This is a genomic window from Flavobacterium sp. HJSW_4, assembly GCF_042436695.1.
Taxonomy (GTDB): domain Bacteria; phylum Bacteroidota; class Bacteroidia; order Flavobacteriales; family Flavobacteriaceae; genus Flavobacterium.
The window spans coordinates 1-21,101 of record NZ_JBHNPP010000020.1; the positions used below are offsets into that span (position 1 = coordinate 1).

Annotated in this window: 20 protein-coding genes; 17 read left to right on the forward strand and 3 right to left on the reverse strand. The window is 33.9% G+C overall.

Going from position 1 to position 21,101, the window contains the following annotated elements:
* The 10 genes from ACE01P_RS17275 to ACE01P_RS17320 form a co-directional block, all read left to right on the forward strand.
* The coding region (locus ACE01P_RS17275) for an alginate export family protein (RefSeq protein ID WP_379700130.1) at nucleotides 1-829 on the forward strand (829 nt) is incomplete at its 5' end.
* Nucleotides 830-947: 118 nt separating this feature from the next.
* Nucleotides 948-1,682 (forward strand): M17 family peptidase N-terminal domain-containing protein, encoded by a 735-nt coding sequence (locus tag ACE01P_RS17280; RefSeq protein ID WP_379700131.1) that lies wholly within the window; start codon nucleotides 948-950, stop codon nucleotides 1,680-1,682.
* Between the two features lie 8 nt (nucleotides 1,683-1,690).
* Nucleotides 1,691-3,577, forward strand: a complete 1,887-nt coding sequence (locus ACE01P_RS17285) for an amidohydrolase (RefSeq protein ID WP_379700132.1) — start codon at nucleotides 1,691-1,693, stop codon at nucleotides 3,575-3,577.
* An 11-nt stretch (nucleotides 3,578-3,588) separates the two neighbouring features.
* On the forward strand, nucleotides 3,589-4,023 hold the full coding sequence (locus tag ACE01P_RS17290) for a DoxX family protein (RefSeq protein WP_379700133.1): 435 nt from the start codon (nucleotides 3,589-3,591) through the stop codon (nucleotides 4,021-4,023).
* A 152-nt stretch (nucleotides 4,024-4,175) separates the two neighbouring features.
* Nucleotides 4,176-4,649, forward strand: a complete 474-nt coding sequence (locus ACE01P_RS17295) for a Dps family protein (protein ID WP_379700134.1) — start codon at nucleotides 4,176-4,178, stop codon at nucleotides 4,647-4,649.
* A gap of 9 nt (nucleotides 4,650-4,658) precedes the next feature.
* Nucleotides 4,659-5,327 carry a YoaK family protein gene (locus ACE01P_RS17300; RefSeq protein WP_379700135.1) on the forward strand — a complete coding sequence of 223 codons (669 nt, stop codon included), beginning with the start codon at nucleotides 4,659-4,661 and terminating at the stop codon, nucleotides 5,325-5,327.
* A gap of 162 nt (nucleotides 5,328-5,489) precedes the next feature.
* Entirely contained in the window at nucleotides 5,490-6,851 is a 1,362-nt protein-coding gene (locus tag ACE01P_RS17305) for a sigma-54-dependent transcriptional regulator (RefSeq protein ID WP_379700136.1), read from the forward strand.
* A gap of 73 nt (nucleotides 6,852-6,924) precedes the next feature.
* Nucleotides 6,925-7,215 (forward strand): GNAT family N-acetyltransferase, encoded by a 291-nt coding sequence (locus tag ACE01P_RS17310; protein WP_379700137.1) that lies wholly within the window; start codon nucleotides 6,925-6,927, stop codon nucleotides 7,213-7,215.
* 54 nt (nucleotides 7,216-7,269) lie between these two features.
* Nucleotides 7,270-7,890, forward strand: coding sequence for an alpha/beta hydrolase (locus ACE01P_RS17315; protein ID WP_379700138.1), 621 nt, complete (start codon nucleotides 7,270-7,272; stop codon nucleotides 7,888-7,890).
* On the forward strand, nucleotides 7,890-8,243 hold the full coding sequence (locus ACE01P_RS17320; RefSeq protein ID WP_379700139.1) for a hypothetical protein: 354 nt from the start codon (nucleotides 7,890-7,892) through the stop codon (nucleotides 8,241-8,243). Before ACE01P_RS17315 ends, ACE01P_RS17320 begins: the two co-directional genes overlap by 1 nt.
* Before the next feature lie 266 nt (nucleotides 8,244-8,509).
* Here ACE01P_RS17320 and ACE01P_RS17325 read toward each other — a convergent pair whose 3' ends face one another.
* A complete protein-coding gene (locus tag ACE01P_RS17325) occupies nucleotides 8,510-10,084 on the reverse strand; it encodes a sigma-54 interaction domain-containing protein (protein WP_379700140.1) in 1,575 nt (524 codons plus the stop codon).
* A 317-nt stretch (nucleotides 10,085-10,401) separates the two neighbouring features.
* Between ACE01P_RS17325 and ACE01P_RS17330 the strand changes: the two genes are divergently transcribed.
* The 7 genes from ACE01P_RS17330 to ACE01P_RS17360 all read left to right on the forward strand — a co-directional run bounded on the left by ACE01P_RS17330 (nucleotide 10,402) and on the right by ACE01P_RS17360 (nucleotide 18,830).
* Complete coding sequence (locus ACE01P_RS17330) at nucleotides 10,402-11,340, forward strand: ring-cleaving dioxygenase (RefSeq protein WP_379700141.1); 939 nt, start codon at nucleotides 10,402-10,404, stop codon at nucleotides 11,338-11,340.
* Between the two features lie 342 nt (nucleotides 11,341-11,682).
* Nucleotides 11,683-12,447: a T9SS type A sorting domain-containing protein gene (locus ACE01P_RS17335; RefSeq protein WP_379700142.1), complete on the forward strand. Its 765-nt coding sequence runs from the start codon at nucleotides 11,683-11,685 to the stop codon at nucleotides 12,445-12,447.
* Nucleotides 12,448-12,642: 195 nt separating this feature from the next.
* Complete coding sequence (locus ACE01P_RS17340; RefSeq protein WP_379700143.1) at nucleotides 12,643-13,512, forward strand: HNH endonuclease; 870 nt, start codon at nucleotides 12,643-12,645, stop codon at nucleotides 13,510-13,512.
* Between the two features lie 126 nt (nucleotides 13,513-13,638).
* Nucleotides 13,639-14,436, forward strand: coding sequence for a PhzF family phenazine biosynthesis protein (locus ACE01P_RS17345; RefSeq protein ID WP_379700144.1), 798 nt, complete (start codon nucleotides 13,639-13,641; stop codon nucleotides 14,434-14,436).
* A gap of 156 nt (nucleotides 14,437-14,592) precedes the next feature.
* Nucleotides 14,593-15,747 carry a DUF4291 domain-containing protein gene (locus ACE01P_RS17350; RefSeq protein ID WP_379700145.1) on the forward strand — a complete coding sequence of 385 codons (1,155 nt, stop codon included), beginning with the start codon at nucleotides 14,593-14,595 and terminating at the stop codon, nucleotides 15,745-15,747.
* Nucleotides 15,748-15,790: 43 nt separating this feature from the next.
* Nucleotides 15,791-16,249, forward strand: a complete 459-nt coding sequence (locus ACE01P_RS17355) for an SRPBCC domain-containing protein (RefSeq protein WP_379700146.1) — start codon at nucleotides 15,791-15,793, stop codon at nucleotides 16,247-16,249.
* 175 nt (nucleotides 16,250-16,424) lie between these two features.
* The gene (locus ACE01P_RS17360) at nucleotides 16,425-18,830 is read left to right on the forward strand and encodes a histidine kinase dimerization/phosphoacceptor domain -containing protein (RefSeq protein ID WP_379700147.1); all 2,406 of its coding nucleotides are present in this window, start codon (nucleotides 16,425-16,427) and stop codon (nucleotides 18,828-18,830) included.
* A gap of 5 nt (nucleotides 18,831-18,835) precedes the next feature.
* Here ACE01P_RS17360 and ACE01P_RS17365 read toward each other — a convergent pair whose 3' ends face one another.
* Together ACE01P_RS17365 and ACE01P_RS17370 are read right to left on the reverse strand one after the other, a co-directional pair.
* The gene (locus ACE01P_RS17365; RefSeq protein WP_379700148.1) at nucleotides 18,836-19,618 is read right to left on the reverse strand and encodes a hypothetical protein; all 783 of its coding nucleotides are present in this window, start codon (nucleotides 19,616-19,618) and stop codon (nucleotides 18,836-18,838) included.
* Nucleotides 19,619-19,689: 71 nt separating this feature from the next.
* A complete protein-coding gene (locus ACE01P_RS17370; protein ID WP_379700149.1) occupies nucleotides 19,690-21,099 on the reverse strand; it encodes an efflux transporter outer membrane subunit in 1,410 nt (469 codons plus the stop codon).
* Nucleotides 21,100-21,101 lie beyond the last annotated feature (2 nt).

Genomic DNA, 21,101 nt, shown 5'->3' on the forward strand with positions numbered 1-21,101 from the left:
TGGAAAAATAATGTATTCTTCTGAAAGAGTATCAATTGATGCCTTTGCCATGATGGCTGACACGGTTCACACAGGAGTTTTCGATAATAAAATGTCCAAACAGCTTAATCTTTGGGGAGCGTATTCTAAAATAATTTTCCCAAAAGCAGGAAATCTCGATCTGTATTATCTCGGGTTCAGAAGAGACCAATCTATTTTTGAAGAAGGAATTGCTCCTGAAAGAAGGCACACAATAGGTTCTAGATTATGGAAATACGGCGGCGGTTTTATTTACAACCTTGAAGCAGCATATCAATTTGGAACTTTTGGTTCTGGAAATATCAATGCCTGGACAGGATCTGTTGATCTTGGGTATATGTTTGAAAATGTAAAATTTAAACCAACCATCAATCTTAGAAACGATTATATCTCGGGAGATAAAAATCAAGGCAACGGAAATCTTCAGACATTTAATCCGCTGTATCCAAAAGGAGGATATTTTGGTTTTAGTCCGCAAGTTGGGCCAGTAAACCTTATCGATATTCATCCTTACGCAACGATGGATTTATTGCCACAGCTAAAGATGCAGGTCGATGTGGTTTTGAACTGGAGATTCTCAACAGAAGACGGAGTTTATAGACCAAGCGGAATCCTAAACCTTCGCGGAAGCGATTCTGACGAAAGATATATTGGAACTGCCTATCTCGCCAATTTTACTTATAGTGTAAACAAATATATTTCGGTTGTCAGCGGTATTCAGTATTTCAAAACAGGTGCTTTTATCAATGACATTATTCCGAACTCAAAAGATGGGGTTTTCTTTAACGCCAGACTTGGATTCAAATTTTAAACAAACAATTAATATAATTTAAAACACATAGAGACATCGCTTTCTTTCTTTTTTCTTTTTTAAGTAAAAAAATCTATGTCTCTATGTGTTTAAAAAAAATTTCACTAAACCCTTAACAATGAAAACAAACACTTCAACATACAGATTCAGATTTTCGCATCTATTTCTTTTAATTATAACATTTGCAGGCGCTCTTAGTAACAACGCTTTTGCTCAAACAGCTTCAATCGGTTCTACGGTAACTTGGGGGAAAGTAGACGGAATTGCAGTAAACGGATTGGTTCAGGGACCATCTGCAGCAGAAGCTGACTTACAAGTTGCCTGCGTTTTTGAATATACAGAAGGTGATATCTTCAACCCTCCTGCCCTTCCAGCAAACTTAAACGGAATGGTGCATTTAGACGATGCTTTAAAAGGAATCATTACAGAATTACGCAAAAGCGGAAAATTTACTGGTCATTCACTTGAAACTTTATTGATAACGCCAGCAAAAGGAACTTTAGCTGCCAAACAATTATTATTAATCGGATTGGGAGATCGCAATAAATTTACACCAGATTTAATGAAAAGTGTCGGAAGCACTGCCATGCGTGAGGCTTTACGTTTGGGCGTTTCTAACTTCTCTTTTGCAAGTGATATTAAAGATGCCGGAATCGATTCTCCAACAGCTCTTGTGGCAGAAAATGTGGTTTTAGGTTCTTTTGAAGCTTACAGAACTCAGGCTTATTTGAAAGATAAAAAATTAGCAAACTACAAACCTTTAAACAAAGTAATTTTATTGGCAGGTCCTGCTTTTTATACAGTTGCTGGAGAAGGAATCAAAGAAGCAATTACAAAGTTGAACGCTAAATAAATTGAATTATGAAAGCAGATTTAATTTTATTCAACGGTAAAATTCATAGTTTCAATGCCGAAACTCCAAACGTTACAGCAGTTGCCATTAAAGACGGAAAATTTATTGCAGTTGGAAATGATAGTGACATCATGTCTTTTGCTTCTGAGGAAACCAAAATAATTGATCTTCAGAATAAAAGAGTCGTTCCTGGAATCAACGATTCTCACATTCACTTAATCCGTGGAGGGTTAAACTATAATTTAGAATTACGTTGGGACGGCGTTCCTTCTTTGGCAGATGCACTTCGAATGTTAAAAGAACAAGTAGATCGCACTCCAAATCCGCAATGGGTTCGTGTTGTGGGCGGTTGGTCAGAGTTTCAGTTTGCTGAACGCAGAATGCCCACTTTAGAAGAAATCAATGCGATTGCACCAGATACTCCTGTTTTTATTTTGCATTTGTACGACAGAGCAATTATGAACAGAGCAGCTTTGAGAGCGGTTGGTTACAATAAAAATACGCCTGCGCCTCCGGGAGGACAAATCGAACGCGATTCTAACGGAGAACCAACCGGACTTATTATAGCGACTCCAAATGCCATGATTTTGTATTCGACTTTAGCTAAAGGTCCAACGCTTTCTTATGAGCATCAAATCAATTCTACTCGCCATTTTATGAAAGAATTGAACCGTTTCGGAATCACAAGTGTGATTGATGCTGGTGGTGGATTTCAGAATTTTCCAGACGATTATAAAGTGGTTAATGAATTGAACGAAAAGAAACAATTGACCGTAAGAATCGCGTACAATCTTTTCACTCAAAAACCAAAACACGAATTTGAAGATTTTAACGACTGGATTGATACAGTAAAATTATATCAGGGCGACGATATGTACCGCCATAATGGAGCTGGCGAAATGTTGGTTTTCTCTGCAGCCGATTTTGAAGATTTCCTTCAGCCAAGACCAGATCTTCCTGAAAACATGGAAGCTGAATTAGAAAAAGTAGTTCGTCTATTGGTAGAAAATCGTTGGCCATTTAGATTACATGCAACTTACAACGAAAGTATTACCAGATTTTTGAATGTTTTCGAAAAAATCAATCAAGACGTTCCTTTCAACGGACTTCCTTGGATTTTTGATCACGCTGAAACGATTGACGAAAGAAACATCGAACGTGTAAAAGCTCTTGGAGGCGGAATCGCAGTTCAAAGCAGAATGGCGTATCAAGGTGAATATTTCACAGATCGTTATGGAGCAAAAGCAGCAGAAAACACTCCGCCAATCAAAAAGATGATTGAAATGGAAGTTCCTGTTGGTGCGGGTTCAGACGCTACACGTGTGAGCAGTTACAATCCGTGGGTTTCAATGTATTGGATGACGGTTGGGAAAACAGTTGGAGGATTACAATTGTACAACGAAACGAGATTGAACAGACAAACGGCTTTGGAATTGTACACCAGAGGAAGCGCTTGGTTTTCGCAAGAACAAACTAAAAAAGGAGATATTAAAGTTGGAATGTTTGCTGATTTAGTGGTTTTAGATCGCGATTATTTCACAATTGACGACGAAGACATCAAAAAAATCGAAGCCGATTTGACAATTGTAGACGGAAAAATTGTGTATGCTAATGGAGATTTTTCTTCGTTCTCACCGCCTCATATTCCGATTTTGCCAGATTGGTCGCCAACGAATATTTACAACGGATATCCAGTAAGAAGCGGTTTGCAAAGTGCGATTGAAAAAAATGCAAAAGCAGATGCAAAACCAAAACTTACTTCGCAGATTCACAGCTGTAGCGGAAGTTGCGATGTTCACTTGCACAATCACGATGCTGCGAGAATGAGCAATGTTCCGGTAAACAATTACAATGCATTCTGGGGCGCTTTAGGCTGTTCTTGCTTTGCTTTCTAAATTTTAAAGAAATGATCGAAATTATAAAACAAATATTGCATTCCGATTTAGGGAATTCATTTAATAACGCTGCGCTTTTAGCATTTAGAGTGTTGCTTGCAATTGAACTTTTCAGAGTACACGGAATGAAAAAATTTAGAGTTCAAAATGGAGAAAAAGAACACGTTCCGAATCCGTTGCATTTACCCGAAAAACTAAACGGTTTAGTTGCAACATTTTCAGATACCATAATTCCATTTTTTATCATTTTCGGACTCGGAACACGTCTTGCGGTACTACCTACAATTGGCGTAACTGCAATTGGCTATTTCGTAGTTCATAAAAATGATTCGCTTGAAGTTCGCGACGTTCCGTACATGTACACGCTGTCATTGTTATTGCTTCTCGCGCTTGGTGCAGGAACTTATTCACTAGATAATTATCTACTAGCATTATTAAATAATTAATTTAAACACAAAAAAAATCTTTGCACAAAGCTATGTGTTAGAAACTAGTTTCTTTCTTTTTCCTTTTTTTAAGTAAAGAAAATCTATGTTTCTATGTGTTTAAATTAATTCATAATTAACATAAAATATTATTCATCAAACCTAATTTAAAAATGAAAACAAACATCGGAATTAAACAAGAAAACATCTCAAAAGTTGTTGATGTATTAACTAAAGTTCTTGCAGACGAATTCGTACTTTATACCAAAACAAAAAGAGCACACTGGAACGTTGAAGGTCCAGATTTTTACAACAAACATATCTTTTTCGAGCAGCAATACGATGCAATTGACGAAATTGTAGATACAGTTGCAGAAAGAATCAGATCTTTAGGACACTATACGCCAGCAACTTTAAAAGACTTTTTAGCATTGACGCATCTTACAGAAGAATTAAAAGAAAGTAATGATAGCAATGGTTTTATGAAAGAATTGCTTCTTGATCACGAAAGCATTATTATTTATCTTAGAGAAAATATTAACCCTATTGCTAGTGAATGGCAAGACGCTGGAACGAGCGATTTTATCACAGGTCTTGTAGAAAATCATGAAAAAATGGCGTGGATGCTTCGCGCACATTTGAAATAAAAACAAATTATGGAAATTCAACAAAAAAATATTTGGTACGTAACCCTGCTTTTAACCATTATAGCAGGGTATTGCGATACCGTAACTTTTGTCGCTGCCGATTCGATATTTTCGGCGCACGTAACGGGTAACTTTATCGTTTTTGCCTATCAGATTGTAAAAGGTTCAGACCTTCATGCTTGGGTAAAACTGCTTACTTTCCCTATTTTTATTATTGCCGTAATTACAGGAGGAAGAATCGCGCTTAAAGCAACCAATCGTTACACTATTTTATTTTGGGAAGGCCTAATTTTGCTTTTATGCGGAATTGCATCGTATGTTTTTGGCTATTTGCAAAACTTCGAAGAATGGACAATGTACACCGTTGCGATGGCAACAGTTTTTGCAATGGGACTTCAGAATGCTTTTGGAAAGCTTTACGCGAAAGAAACGCACGGCCCAACAACTATGATGACTGGGAATGTAACTCAAGCTTCTCTTGATTTAGGAAACCTATTAAAAAACGGACTTAAAGATGCAGAAGTATTTTTAAGTTTTAAAAAACAGCTTGTTACCTTAATCGGATTTCTTGTTGGATGTTTTCTAGGAGCAATTGCAGGAAAGTTTTTCGGATTAGGAACTTTAATTCTGCCAGGAGCAGCAATGATTATTTGCTACTTATACCACCGAAATAACTAAGCAAAACGCCAATTTTCAGATTGCAGATTTCTGATAATATAGTATCTTTAAAAATTGATTTTAGCGCTCTTTTCTTCAAAAAAGAGTGCCAAAATCCATCCAAAAGAAATTTCCAAAAAGCTCCAAATTCTTGGCTATTCTTGAGATTATACAAATAATGTAATGAAGGAGAAACTACTAATTGTTGAAGATGAATTTATAGTTGCAAATGATTTAAAAATCATACTGCAAAAAGTGGGGTATCAAGTTGTTGGTATTGCTGCCTCTGTGGTTCAGGCAAGAAAACTAATCGAGGAAAAAAAACCTGATTGGATTTTGTTAGATATCATTTTAAAAGGCAATCTAACTGGAATTGATTTGGCTTGGGAACTACGCGAAATGAATCTGCCTTTTCTGTATATTTCGGCAAATACCAACCAAAGTACACTTGAAGCTGTAAAAGCTACGCATCCGTATGGCTTTACGGTAAAACCTTTTAGAGAAAAAGATCTTACTGTAATGCTTGATATTGCCAGATATCGATTTAATCAAGAAAAAGAAGATTTGGCAGTAAATCAAATTGATCCTAAAAATCAAGAAATTGAAGGGATCATTGGTCAAAGTTCTCTTTTAAAAGAAGCGATTGAAAAAATAAAAATTGTAGCACCTGCCGAAACTTCTGTTTTGATTTTGGGCGAAAGCGGAACAGGAAAAGAAAGAGCAGCAAACGCCATACACGAACTTTCATCAAACAAATTAAATCCGATTGTGGTTGTAAACTGTGCAGCTTTACCACACTCTCTAATAGAATCTGAACTTTTCGGACATGAAAAAGGAGCTTTTACAGGAGCTAATGCATTAAGAATCGGTAAATTTGAGCAAGCCAATAATGGAACTATTTTTTTGGATGAAATTGGCGAGTTACCGCTCGATTCTCAAGTAAAATTATTACGTGTTCTTCAGGAAAAGGAAATTCAGCGTCTTGGAAGCAATAAAACCATTAAAATTAATGTTCGTATTGTAGCCGCTACAAACAAATCGTTGGAAAAAGAAGTTGCAGAAGGACGCTTTAGATTGGATTTATATTATAGATTAAATGTATTTCCTATAGAATTGCCTTCTTTAAGAGAGCGCAAAGAAGATATTGAAGTATTGGCTAATTATTTTCTAAAAAAATACGCCGCAAGTTCTAAAAGAAATGTAAACAGAATAAGTGCAACAGCATTAGAACAATTAAAAAATTACAATTGGCCAGGAAATGTGCGTGAATTAGAACATTTGATAGAAAGAAATGTGCTTCTCACCAAAACAAACGAAATTGAAAAATTTGACCTACCTTCCATTACTCCTACTGTCTCCTTAGAAATCGGAACGGGTAAACTAAAATCGATGGAAGAAATGGAAAAAGAACATATTATGAATGCGCTTCAAATCTGTAATGGTAAAGTTTCTGGTGCTGGCGGAGCCGCCGAACTTTTGAAATTGCAACCGCAGACTTTGTATTCAAAAATGAAAAAATTAGGTATAAAACAAGGATATAATTAATCTACATTAAGTTGTCTTAAGTCCAGGCTTCGCTAACTTTGCTTATATAAAACAAACCATAAAATAAAAAAATATGGAAACAATAAAACTAGAATTAGACGAAAAAAAACACGGTGCTTTCAACCTTTATGTAGACGATAAAAAACAAGGTGAAATGACGGTAAGCATCAAACCCGATTTATTAACAGTTTACCATACAGGAGTTGAGCCTGAAGCAGAAGGAAAAGGTTATGCTAAGAAACTTTTAGAAGAAATGGTTTCTTACGTTCGTGCCAATAACTTGAAAGTTTTACCGCTTTGTCCTTATGTTCACGCACAATTTAAAAGACATCCAGACGAATACGAAGATATTTGGAAGAAGTAATTCTTTAAAAAGAATATTGTCAAAATTGTGCTACTAATTTAAAACCAAAACAACATGAATACAGATATTTTAACAGACGGTATTCCTTTAAACGAAGCTAAAAAAGCCTTGGTCATGATTCACGGACGAGGTGCTAGCGCTCATGATATTCTTTCAATTGCTAAACATCTTAAAGTTGATGATTTTGCATTGGTTGCGCCTCAGGCAGAAAACAGAACTTGGTATCCGTATTCGTTTTTAGCTCCTTTAAACGAAAATGAACCTTCTTTTTCAAAATCATTAGATGCGATCCATCAAGTTGTTGTAGCGATTCAGCAAAACGGAATCGAAAAAGAAAACATCTATTTCTTAGGATTCTCTCAAGGTGCTTGCCTTGCTTTGGAATTCACTACCAGAAATGCAGCAAAATATGGCGGAGTCGTAGCCTTTACAGGCGGATTAATTGGTGATAAAGTTTATGAAGATCATTATTCAGGAAACTTCGAAAATACACCAGTTTTTATCGGAACAAGCGATCCAGATTTTCACGTTCCTGTTGAAAGAGTCAATGAAACTGAAACGCTTATGGAAAAAATGGGTGCTGATGTTACTAAAAAAATCTACCCAAATATGGGGCATACCATCAGTCAAGATGAAGTAGATTGTGCCAACGCCTTAATTTTCAATAAAAAATAATGATTGCGATTACTCGTGTTTACAGTGATGCCAACGGAGAAAGTCATTTTGAAGATTTTGAAGTTCCGTTGAAAAACAATGGCGATATTGGATTTTTATCGGATGATGAACCTGTTAAATCGATCGTTTTTAGAGAAGTTAGTCCTTCGTACGATTACGATTTTCATAACGCTCCCGATCGCCAATACATTGTTTTGCTGGAAGGAGTAGTAGAAATCGAAACTTCATTAGGAGAAAAAAGAACATTTCCAACTGGTTCAATTTTACTGGTAGAAGATACTACGGGAAAAGGACATAAAACCAAGAATCTTGAGCCTAAACTTCGAAAATCTATTTTTATAAAGTTGGTTTAAAGACTTCGTTTCAAGTTTCAAGTTTCTGCTGTACTTTGTCAAAGTTTGAAAGTTTGACAAAGTTGATTTTTTTTAAAACACATAGAAACATAGATTTTTTTAATCTTGAAAAGGCTACAAAAAGAAACTAGTTTCTAACACATAGCTCTATGTGAAATATTGCAAGTGAAACGCCTTTTCACACAAGCCAAAACTATGTTTCTATGTGTTTAAATTTAATAATTCTTTGCGAGAACTTTGTCAAAGTTTCACGTTTTCAAAAAACATCAATCTAAAAAATGTTCTTTTTTAATTCCTAGTTTACGCATTCTAGAAGTCAATGTTGTAGAAGGCAAACCGAGTAAAACCGCCGCGCCTTGGGGGCCAGAAATTCGTCCGTTGCACTTTTTTATGACTTTTAGAATGTGCTCCTTCTCTACTTCTTGAAGGGTTTTGGTATAAAAATCATTTACTAAAGCGTCTGAACTAGCAATTACAACTTCAGGAAAAATCATTTCTTTGATCTTTTCGTCTTTCGCAAACAAAATGCTTCTTTCTACCATATTTTCTAGTTCGCGTACATTTCCTGGCCATGCATTAGCCATCATGCTGTTGAGGACTTTTTTAGAAAAACGTTTTACATTTCTGCCCATTTTTGCAGCATGTTTTTCTAAGAAAAAATGTCCCAAAACAGGAATATCTTCTTTACGGTCGCGCAAAGTAGGAAGCTTGATGGGGTAAACATTCAATCGGAAATATAAATCGTTTCTAAAGCGCTCGCCATAAACTTCTTTTTCAAGTATTTTATTGGTTGCAGCTATCACTCTAGCATTCACTTTTATGCTTTTGTTTCCGCCAACTCTTTCAATTTCTTTTTCTTGCAAAACACGAAGCAATTTCCCTTGTAATTCTAAAGGCAGCTCTCCTATTTCATCTAAAAAAATGGTACTATTTTCGGCTTGTTCAAACTTACCGATTCTTTGTTCTGTCGCTCCTGTAAAAGCACCTTTCTCATGTCCGAATAATTCGCTTTCGATCAAATTTTCAGGAATCGAAGCACAATTGACCTTAATCATTTTTTGATTTGAAACCTCAGATAAATCATGAATGGCACTTGCCACTAGTTCTTTGCCTGTTCCTGTTTCGCCTAAAATTAAAACAGTCGAATTTGAAGTTGCCACTTGCGAAATCAATTCGTAAACTTCTTTCATAGCAGCGCTTGATCCTATAATTCCATGAAAACCTTCATTCTTGTGACTGTTTTTTTCTTTCTTTTTTCCTGAAATATTCCTCTTCAATAATTCCAATTCGGCAAGGATACTTTCATTTTGTTCTGTCAACATAATATTTCTAAGCGCAATAGAGAGCTGCATCGTAATTCCTCTCAAAATACGATTCGATTCTCTGCTGAAAGTTTTGGCATTTTTGAAGAAAAGAAAAAGCACATTTCGATTTCCTTTTATATAAGGAAGACTAATTCCGAATGCATTTTTAAAACCTTTTTTATAAATATTCTGAATGTAATCTGGGTTCTTTGAATTTGATAAATCAAAAGAAACAATATCGGCAGAATTAATACATTCATCAAAAAAGCCATCGTTTATAGCATAATTTCTTGAATTTGAATTTATATCTATTGAATGAAAGATGAAATATTCTTCTTTGCTTTCATTAGAAGAAGCTAGAATAAAATCATCAAATTGGAAGTTATCTTTTAATATTCCGTTGATGAAAGTGCCTAATTCCTTTTTGTTTAAAACCTTAGAAAGTGCCGTACAGATAGACATAATGAGCATTTGTTCTTTTTCTCTTTCCTGCAATCGGTTTATTGTGATCGCAGTTTTATCTGTAGGCTTTTGCATAAACGGTAGTTGTTGTGGTATTTTGGCGGTGACAGCGTAAAAATAAGGATTCACATTTAGTAAACAAGTATAGATTGTCTAAATATGCCATTTTAAAATCATAAAATTACGATATATCGTATCACCTGAAATTTAGTTTTTCTTCAAAAGCCTTGTTCTCAAAGCCTTTTTCAAATCGGAATGTTATTTGGTTAGTGTAAGATGTTTTCAAAAAACAGCGCGTTTTTATTTCTTAATCTAGGTTAATCGATGCAGAAGCATAACCGCCGTAAATTTGTAAAAGAAAAATCAAACAACAATTTAAAATAACAAATACCATGGAAAATAAAATTTTAGGCTTACACCATATTACTGCAATTGCAGGAGACGCTAAACGCAATTTTGACTTTTATTCAAAAGTTTTAGGATTAAGATTCATCAAAAAAACAGTGAACTTTGATGATCCAGGAACTTACCACTTTTACTTTGGTGATGAAGTAGGAAGCGCAGGAACTATTTTGACTTTCTTCCCTTGGGGAGCTGGAATTCAGCAAGGAAGAAAAGGTTCTGGAATGGCAACTGAAATTGGTTATTCTGTTCCAAAAGGAAGCTTAGATTTCTGGCAAAAACGTTTCGAGCAGTACAATGTAATTTACAATAAACCATCTGAAAAATTTGGTGAAAAATATTTGACTTTTTTAGATCCAGACGGATTAAAACTAGAGTTAATCGAATCTAAAACAGACGATAACAGAAAAGCTTGGGAAACTGACGAAGTGAAAGCTGATGTAGCTACAAAAGGTTTTCATAACATTACTTTGACTTTAAACAGCATTAAAGCAACTGCCGCAATCTTAACTGATATTTTTGGTTACAAATTGATCGATCAGGATGTAAACCGTTACCGTTATGCAACAGACGCTGTAGAAAATGCTGCAATTGTTGACTTAGTAGAATTACCTGAAGAAAAAAGAGGTTTAAATGCTAACGGAACTGTTCACCACGTAGCTTTCCGTGTACAGAACGATGAAATCTTAATGAAATTCAGAGAAAAAATCGAAGAATACGGATTGCAAATTACACCGCAAATTGACAGACAGTATTTCCACTCTCTATATTTCAGAGAACCAGGAGGAGTTTTGTTTGAAATTGCAACAGATAATCCTGGATTTACTGTAGATGAAAGCTTAGAAGAATTAGGTCAAAACTTGAAACTTCCAGCTCAATATGAGTCTCAAAGAGAAGCTATTGAAAAACATTTGGTTAAAATAAACTAATTCAAATGCTAAACTGGGTTTAATCCCGAATAACACACAACTATTTTTTGAAAAAAGCTGTTCCTTAATTGGGATGGCTTTTTTTGTTTTGGGGAATTGAATGGATTTTGATTTGTAGTAAAACTTCTTATATTTACTTGCAAATTATTAAATAGCGACAATTCACCTGTTTTCGGATGTATTGTCGCTACTTTGTAGCGAGTATATACAAGTTATCTCCAATCTTACCAATAAACAGATATTCAGTGAATCAAAATTAACAAATATAAACCCCAATTAACAATCTTTTCCTTTTATCTCATTAATTTAAAAGTAAAGTAAATAGACAAAATTAAAATCATTATGAAAAAATTATTACTTTTTATTGCAATTATTGCTACAAACTTCACTTTCGGTCAAATTACTCTTGAGAAAAACTATGCAAACGAAGAAATTCAATCTTATTCCAATGCATCAGAAACTTTTTATTATACCGTTTGTTGGAACTCACCAGTTAAACCTATTAAGATTTACAATTCTGACCACACTCTAAAAAAACAATTTACCCCAACAATTCCATCAGGATACAACTCAATGACAATACGCTCATATTCAGACTGTAATTTTCTTTCAAAAAATATTTTCAATACAGATGACCTATTAGAAATTGTTGTTGCTTTCGGCGACAATAATTCTTACAGAATTGTCATTTTTAATGAAGATGGGATAATTGTAAAAGATTTTGGAGATAGTTATGCTTTTACAGATGAATTTGATTTTTACGTTTATCATGATAACACTAGTAATAAAAACAAATTAAGACTCTATAATACATCTACAAACTCAACTGAGATTTACAATCTTAATAGTTCATCATTGGCACTAAAAGAAATTAAATCAAAAAATAAACTTTCTGCATATCCAATTCCGACAAATAACATTTTGAATATTGAAAATCCAGATAATGGAGCCAATAATATAGAAGTTTATGACACAAATGGAAAAATGATTACTACTAAAAGTTTTAATAATTCTGAAAACATAATTTCTCTCAATGTTGAGAAGTTACCACAGGGAATCTATATATACAAAATTGGAAATTTGAGCTCAAAGTTTACTAAGAACTAAAGAGACTGCAGATAACAGCCGTTTGGCGAGATAGGGTTTTAGACTTAATGGAAAGCATAATTTTGTACTTGGGATGATTTGGCAAATCCGAAGAATGAGCTTAATTTAGTCCCAAACCCGCGGTAGTGCCAGAACGTTGGCAGTAATCAACCAAAACAAAAAAATAACCTACGTTAAAATATCGTTCACTAAAAAATGAAGAAGTGTATTATTTGCTTTAAAGAAAAAGAAATCAATGAGTTCAATGAAGAACATATATTTCCTGAAGCTATAGGTGGTAATTTAAAAATTTATGATTGTTGTAAATTATGCAACAGTAAAATGGGGGCTATAATTGACAGCGAGTTAACGAATAATGAATACATTAAAATCGTAAGGTTTCTTTTAAAAATCAAAGGAAAAAATGGTATAATTAATCCTTTTAATTCACTCTCAAATTCTGCTTTTGAAGGCATAAAAGGTAAGTTAATATTTGAAAAATCTGGAAAGTATTCGAAATTTGAAATAATACAAAAAACTACTATTGAGACTGAAAAATCACTACAAATAGTGTGTGATTCAGATAATATGGAAGGAATGTTAAAAACCATTAACAAAAAAATAGCCAAAAGCAATCAACCCCCATTTACTATTGAAGATTTAAGAAAAAACACAACATCTATTCCACATCCTAAACTTAACTACATAAATATCATAATAAACCAAGAAAATGATGATAAAGCTTTAATTTACTTAATTCCAGAATTATTAAAAATAACGTATGAATTAGGTTATTATCATTTTAAAGAAAAATATCTTAATGATCCTACTTCTATTGCTATCAGAAATGCTATTGAAGAAATAATATCTGGAAAACTAATTATAGATAGGCCTACATCTATTGAAATAGACGGTTTTAATTGGAAAGACATAAAACGATACAATTCGTATCAGTTTTTAATTAAAAACAATAAAATCATGTGTCATCTGAATATACTGAACTTCATTACTGCAAGAATAGTTCTAAGTGAAAATTCAAATAACTATGAATCAATCAATGAAAATATAAATGAATCTGTTTTTTAGAATAATTAGTATCCAAACTAAAAACTACTGCCAACAGGCGTTTTGAGCTAGTAGGGTTTTCCTCGGCAAGCCCAGAACGTCATATGCTATTTTGACACAGCTCTAAACTCATAAAAGTTTCAAAAAATGAAAACATACTACGTTGACTCTTTCACAAAAGAAAAATTTAAAGGAAATCCTGCAGCAGTTTGCCTCCCTGATACAGATTTAGAAGTTGAGACGATGCAAAAAATTGCAACAGAAATTGGTTTTTCTGAAACTGCATTTGTAAAACAAATCACAGACAATACTTATAGCATAAGATTTTTTACTCCAAAGATTGAAATTCCTTTGTGTGGACATGCTACATTAGCTTCATCAAAAATTATTTTCGACACAACTTCAGTTGACAAAATAAAATTTGTCAACTGTAACAACGTTGAACTACTTATTGAAAAAGTAGATACTAAAATAAAAATGCAATTTCCTGTTTATGACACTGAAGAAATTGAGGTACCAAAACAAATGTTAGACGCACTTGGGATTTCTGAAATTGTGGATAAGAGATACAGCCCAAATAATAAGATAATTTTGCTTGAAATAAAAAGTGCTTCTGATTTAGCAAATTTGAAACCTGATTTCTCAGCATTAATAAATTCATACACAGGAATAAACGGTGTTTTAGTAACATCTATTTCAGACAGTGATAGGTTTGATTTTCATTATAGATATTTTTGGCCTTGGGCAGGAACTAATGAAGACCCTGTAACAGGAGGCGTTCAAACATTCTTGACAAAGTATTGGGCAATAAAATTGAACAAGACAAAAATGAATGCTTTCCAATCTTCATTAAGGAAAGGAATTATGAGTACAGAGTTATTGCAAGACAGAGTTTGTATTTTTGGCGAAGCAGTAACAGTTTTAGAAGGCCAATTTATTTTGTAAATATGGCAATCGACACCACGCTGGCCTGAGCGGGACGCTCATGAAAGATAAAATATCTCGTCCCGATAGCTCAGATTTGCAATCCGTGCCCATAAATTATTCAGAAATTAAAGCTTTTAAGGAACTTGATATGCATTTATAATAACCGTAATAAAAATGAACCTAAAGACAATTCAACATCACAGATATGAGAAAGGACTTCCGCAAGAAGGAAATTTTATACTAGGACAAAAAAATGGTGCCAATATTTTTGTATATCAGGCATTCAATGATAGCATTGCAGATTATGCGATAAAAAATCAAAAATTCGGAGGACCTGATTACAGCTTCGATAGAATGACTTGGATAAAACCGAACTTTTTGTGGATGATGTACAGAAGTGATTGGGCAAAAAAAGATAGCAATCAAAGTCGTATTTTGGCTATTGAAATGACTTTTGAAGGTTTCGAAGAACTTCTAACTAATGGTGTTTTGACAAGTTACGACAAATCATACGGAGATGAATCAACATGGCGAGATAATCTAAGCAATAGCGATGTAAGGATTCAGTGGGATCCTGATCACAATGTCAAAGGAGAAAAACTAAAACGTAGAGCTGTTCAAATCGGAATTAAAAATGAGGCGTTACAAAAGTTTAATAACGAGTACATAAAATCAATCCAAGATATTACCGCTTTTGTAAAAGAACAAAAAACGAAAATTGATAGCGGAAACGAATGGTTTTATGTAATGAATGAATCTATAATTGAAGTCAACAGCGCTTTAAAAAAGAAATTTTCAATTCCTGAAGTATTTCGCACACCATTTCTAGAAGAACTAATTTCAGAATTCAATAATAAAAAAACAATCGACCAAACAAATTTTGAGAAGTTATTAATTGACAGTGACCAACCTGAAAGAGATGAATTTGTTGGTTATGTGAAAAATTACAAAAATGCCGAACTATCAAGATATCTATTAAAAACTGCTATCGCTTACAGAAGAGATGATGAACTTGGAGCGTTTTATTGTATGTGCGAAGATCTTTTAATGTTTAGTTACTTTGCTAGCAAAAATAAAGATGTAATAGATCTTCATTTAATTTTGGAAGCTAAAATGGTGGATTTTGACACTTGGTGTGGATTTGACGGTGAAATGATTTTTTATCCATTGGGTCTTCAACCAACAAAAGAGTATATAGCAGCGAATAAAGAATTTCTGGAGGAAAATATTGAAGGCTTTGGACTCGAAACGGCCGACTATTTTATTGAATCTTTTGATGAAGAATATGTTTATAAACAAATCCATAGTAGAGCTTTTTGGTATTTTTGATCAAAATAATATGTAATTTTAAGCATATAAAAACAAAGAAGCCATGCAAAAATTACAATTTAAAAAAGAAATAAATGCATCTGCTCAAAAAGTATATGAAACGATGCTGGGCTTAAAGGACAAAGCCACTTATGAATATTGGGTAGCAACTTTCAACCCTACTTCTACTTATGAAGGCAGTTGGGAGAAAGGAAGCAAAATCCGTTTTGTTGGAACAGATGAAAACGGTAAAAAAGCCGGAATGGTTTCGGAAATTGCAGAAAACAAACCTGCTAATTTTGTTTCCATTCGTCATTACGGTTTTTTGGATGGAGATACTGAAGTAACCACAGGCGAACAAGTTGAAAAATGGGCCGGCGGACATGAAAATTATACTTTCGAGGAAAAGAACGGCGTTACAACTGTAACCGTAGAAATGGATACTATTGATGAATATTTGGATTATTTCAACACTACGTACCCAAAAGCGATGGACAAATTAAAAGAAATTTCAGAGCAGTAAAAACTGATGCTGATTCTCAAACATAACATTTTAAAAAAGCTGCTTAAATTTTAGGTAGCTTTTTTTATAATCATTTCATCACATAATTCTTTTTTTGAAGCAAAAAAATATGCCTAAAAATGTTTTCTAAACACTTTTAAAACTCTTAGTTTTACGCTTCCAAACACTCCTAAACATGAAAAAAGTAATTTTCTTACTTTTACTAACTTTCTTTACCACACCCTCTTTTTGCCAAAATGAAACAGATAAACTTAAGCTTCAGAAAGATAGATTGATGCTGCATAACGTGGCTATTTATCTTCGAAATGTTAACCAAGGATCTATAGACATCGATAGTGCAATGATTTTGGCTTGCAAATCGCACAAACTTCCGTACACGCTTGCCAACGACGAAGGTTTTAATGACGGATCTAACTTCCCAGGAAATAATTTAATTACCAATAATTACGTTCGCGGAGCAGAATTACTATTGCCGAGATTAAGTATAGTTGACCAAATTAAGTTGTCGTTGCAAATTGCAAGTTTTTATCTTTTTAAAGCTGGTGCTAAAAAAGACGATCTCAAAAATGCGCTTTTGTATATTAATAAAGCTCAAAAACTGGCAGAAAAATCCAAAATTCAAAAATGGTATTTTCAATCTAAATACCTTCTTGGAAAATACTATTACCAAGCAGATAAACCGCAGTTGAGTAGCACTATTTTTTCGCAACTGGTTAGTGCAGCAAGAAAAACAGAAAATGAAAAAATACTAGCCGAAGCTATTGACAATCAAGGCACATTTATGCCCGACAGCAATAAGGAAAAAGCGGTTATTCTTGTCGAAGCTTTGGCTATCTATAAAAAATTAGGGAACAAAGAAAAAGAGATCGAAACCTACATGAAAATAATTCCAGTTCATTTTTGGACTGGCAAAATGAAATTGGCGAAAGAAGAATTATTTACAAGCCTTAATCTTCAGAAAAAAAATGGTTTTCTATACACACAGTATACAGAAACGACCATTTCGTATATCGAATTATTCCACAACAATTATAAAGATGCTCTTTATTATGCCTTGGAAAGCGTTAGTTCGATGGAGAAAACGAAAGATTATGCTTTTGCAGACAGCTTTTACATACGTCTCGGCAACGTTTACAACAGCACAGGCTATTATAACGAGGCTATTAAATATTATCAGAAGGGAATTGAGTACAATCAGAGGGAACTTAATGCTGGAACTTGGTATAAAAGTTTTTTTGGCGCTTTACGCGCATTAATGGATAATTCGAAATACTCTGAAGCTTTAAAATATCTGGAAAACAACTCTAAAAAATATCCGCCAAAAAACGATTTGGACAATATGATTCTAAATCAGCTTAAGGCGCGCTGTTATGAAGAGTTAGGAAAATTGAAAGAAGCCGAAGCCAGTTATAAAAAACTTGAATTTTTTGCAGAAAGATTAAATTCAGCAGAAACAATCAAAGATATTGCAGACTGCTACTCGATCATGGCTTTGTTTTATGTCAAAATTAATAAACCACAAAAAGCAAAAGAAATTACAGATCGAATTATCTCAAAAGCTAGTAGTACAGAAGGTTACAGCCGTCACAATTTAGAACTTGCTTTATCTAAAATTGATTCGCTAAACGGAAATTATCTTTCTGCCATGAAGCATATGGAGATTTATAATCGAATTCAGGATTCGATGGATAACATTAGTAAAAATCGTGATTATGAAAATTTGAAATTCAGGTTTGAAACTAGTGCTAAAGTACAGAATATAAAATCTTTAAAGCAGCAAACCGATCTTCAGAAACGTGAATTGCATTCATCAAAACTTTTAAACATCATTTCTGTAAGCAGTTTATTTTTATTGCTGATTATCATTATTTTATTATACAACAGAGCTAAAATTAAACAACGAAGCACTAGCCGATTGCAATTAAAAGAAAAAGAAATTAAGCTTAAAAATGTAAAATTGGAACGTTTGGTTGAAGAAAAAGAATGGCTTTTGAAGGAAATTCACCATCGTGTAAAAAACAATCTTCAAACTGTAATTAGTCTTTTGAACTCGCAATCTTCTTATTTGAAAGATGATTTGGCTATTTCTACCATTAAAAATAGTCAAAACAGAATTTATGCTATGTCGCTGATTCATCAGAGATTGTATCAGGAAGATAATGTTTCGATGATTAATATGCCTGATTATTGCAATGAATTGGTCGAATATTTAAAAGAATCTTTCAATGCAGAACACATTCATTTTGAAGTCAAAATTGCTTCAATAGAATTGGATATTTCTCAAGCAATTGCCGTCGGATTAATTACTAACGAAATCATAACCAATTCGATAAAATACGCTTTTAAGGAAAATTCAAATTGCATCATTCGCCTTTCTTTATCTGAAGTAAGCGAAAATTGCTATATGCTCGAGGTTTCTGACAATGGAATTGGAATAACCGATATCGAAGAATTGCAAAACAGTAATTCGTTCGGAATGACGCTTATAAATGGTTTAAGCAATACGCTTGAAGGAAATTTAGCCATTAAAAATGAAAATGGTCTTAGTTTTCAATTAGTTTTCAAAAAGGATTTTAGATAAAAAAACTAGTCTTCGGCGGCCATTAATTCTATTTTCGCCATAATTAATGCTAAATTATTTTCTAAAGAAATCTTTCCGTCGCGCCACTCTCTTTTATTGGATCCTCTTGAAATTCTAAAAATAAAATCACCAGTAAAAATGTAACCAGAAGTTTCTCTTAAACCGCTTTTGGTTACTCTTTTCTGTGCTTCTCTCAAATCGATTTTTATTTCATTTTCGTTTTTAAAAACAATAGTTTCCAAACCGTCAAGACCTTTTCTAAATTCATGTCCGCGATATTGAATTAGTTTGATAAAAGTATTCATAAACAGCAAAGCTCGATTTCTGCTTTCTTCAGAAACATTTAGATTAAGAATCTCAAGCACATCTGGCTGAATATCTTTATTTAAAATTTTATTTTCCCAATATTGCTTTGTTGCCAAAATAATCTCAAGCGGATTTTCCAGCTTATCGCTAATGGTCAACGGAGCCTGAACATCGTTTTTTATACTTTGCGCCAAATCCAATAAAGGCGTAGATTTTGAAGGAACTCTAAGTTGCATTTCGTACGTTTTTTTCAAAATGGCAATCTCATTATTTCCTTTAAAATCAGGTGGCAACTGGGGAACATTATTCCTCTTATAGGCTGGTCCAATCCAATATCTGCTTTTTGGAAGCGGAATATTCATTTTTTCGCAAGCGTTTTTAATTCCCATACTAGAAACTTCATAATGTTTTGCAATCTGCGGAATTGGAAATTTCCAAACCAAAGTATAAAGTTCTGATCGGGTAAAAGTAATTTTGTCCATAAATCAATTCAAAAGAAAATTCACCATCTCCATAATTGCTTACAGAAATGGTGAATTAAAAAAATTAAGTACTACTCTACTCCGCCTCCTAAAGCACGGTACAGGTTAATTGCTGCATTCAGTTTTTCGAGTTTTATTGTTACCAGATCCAATTCGTTTTGAAGCGAACTGTTCTGAGCTGCAATTACTTCAAGATAATTTGCCATTCCGCTTTTGTAAAGCAAACCAGCATCTGAAGTCGCTTTGTCTAACGATTCCGCTTTATCTTTTGCTAAAATGATACGTTCGTCAGCATATTTTAATCTTGACATAGCATCGTTAACTTCGCCAACTGCAGTTATGAAAGATTGTTTGAATTGTACAACTGCTTTTTCTTGTTCTAAAACCGCCACTTCATAAGCTGTTCGCAATGCTTTTTTTCTAAAAATTGGCTGTGCTAAATTGGCTGCGATTGTTTTAGTAACCGAACCTGGAAAATCGAACCAGTTTTCAAATTCAAAAGAATTTACTCCAATTGACGGACTCAAACTTAACGTCGGATACATCGTAGCTTTTGCCAATCCAGTTTTAGCGTTAGCAGACATAACCGCATATTCACTAGCTTTTACATCTGGTCTTCTGCTTAAAAGTGAGGCAGGAATTCCTGATGGAAAAAGTACCGAAACTTCTGCCGCGTCGATATTTCCTGCTCTTTCGATCTTGTCTGGATATTCTCCGCATAAAATCTGCAAAGCATTTTCTTGAACCGCAATATTCGCTTTCGCTAAAGGCACTAACAATTCAGCCGTTTTCTTCTGAGCCTCAGTCTGATTTACTGCTAACGAACTAATTGAACCTGATTTGTATTGCAATTCCATCATGCTCAAAGTATTAGTGCTCAATTCGATGTTTTTCTCTGCAATTTTCAGCTGTTCGTCTAAACCTAAAAGATTATAATAAGCTTGCGCCACTTGAACAATAATTCGAGTTTTTAAGGCTGAAACATTCTCTTTTTGAGCAAAATAAGTTGCTTTAGCGTCTCTTTTCTGCATGGCTGCTTTTCCCCAAATATCAACTTCCCAAGAAAGACGCAGATTCGCACTGTAATCATCCATGTAATCTTTACCAATAAATTGTTGGCTTAAAGATCCGTTTAGGGAATTTTTAGAAGGGTAAGAACGGCTCGCTCCAGCATCGAAATCTAGTGTGGGTAATAACGATAATTTGGCTTGTTTATAACTGAGGTCGAGCTGTTCCATGCTTTTCATAGCAATGATCACTTCATTATTTTTGACTAAAGCTTTTTCAATCAAAGCAACCAATAAAGGATCTTTGTAATAGTTTTTCCACGGAAGCAAAACCGTGTCTCCAGTAACCGCGACTTCTTCGCGGAATTTTTCTGGAGCTTGTAAATCTGTACGAGAATATTTTTTTCCTACCACGCACGATGTCATGACCGCTCCGGTAAGTAAAACCATTCCGATTTTATATAGTGTTTTCATTC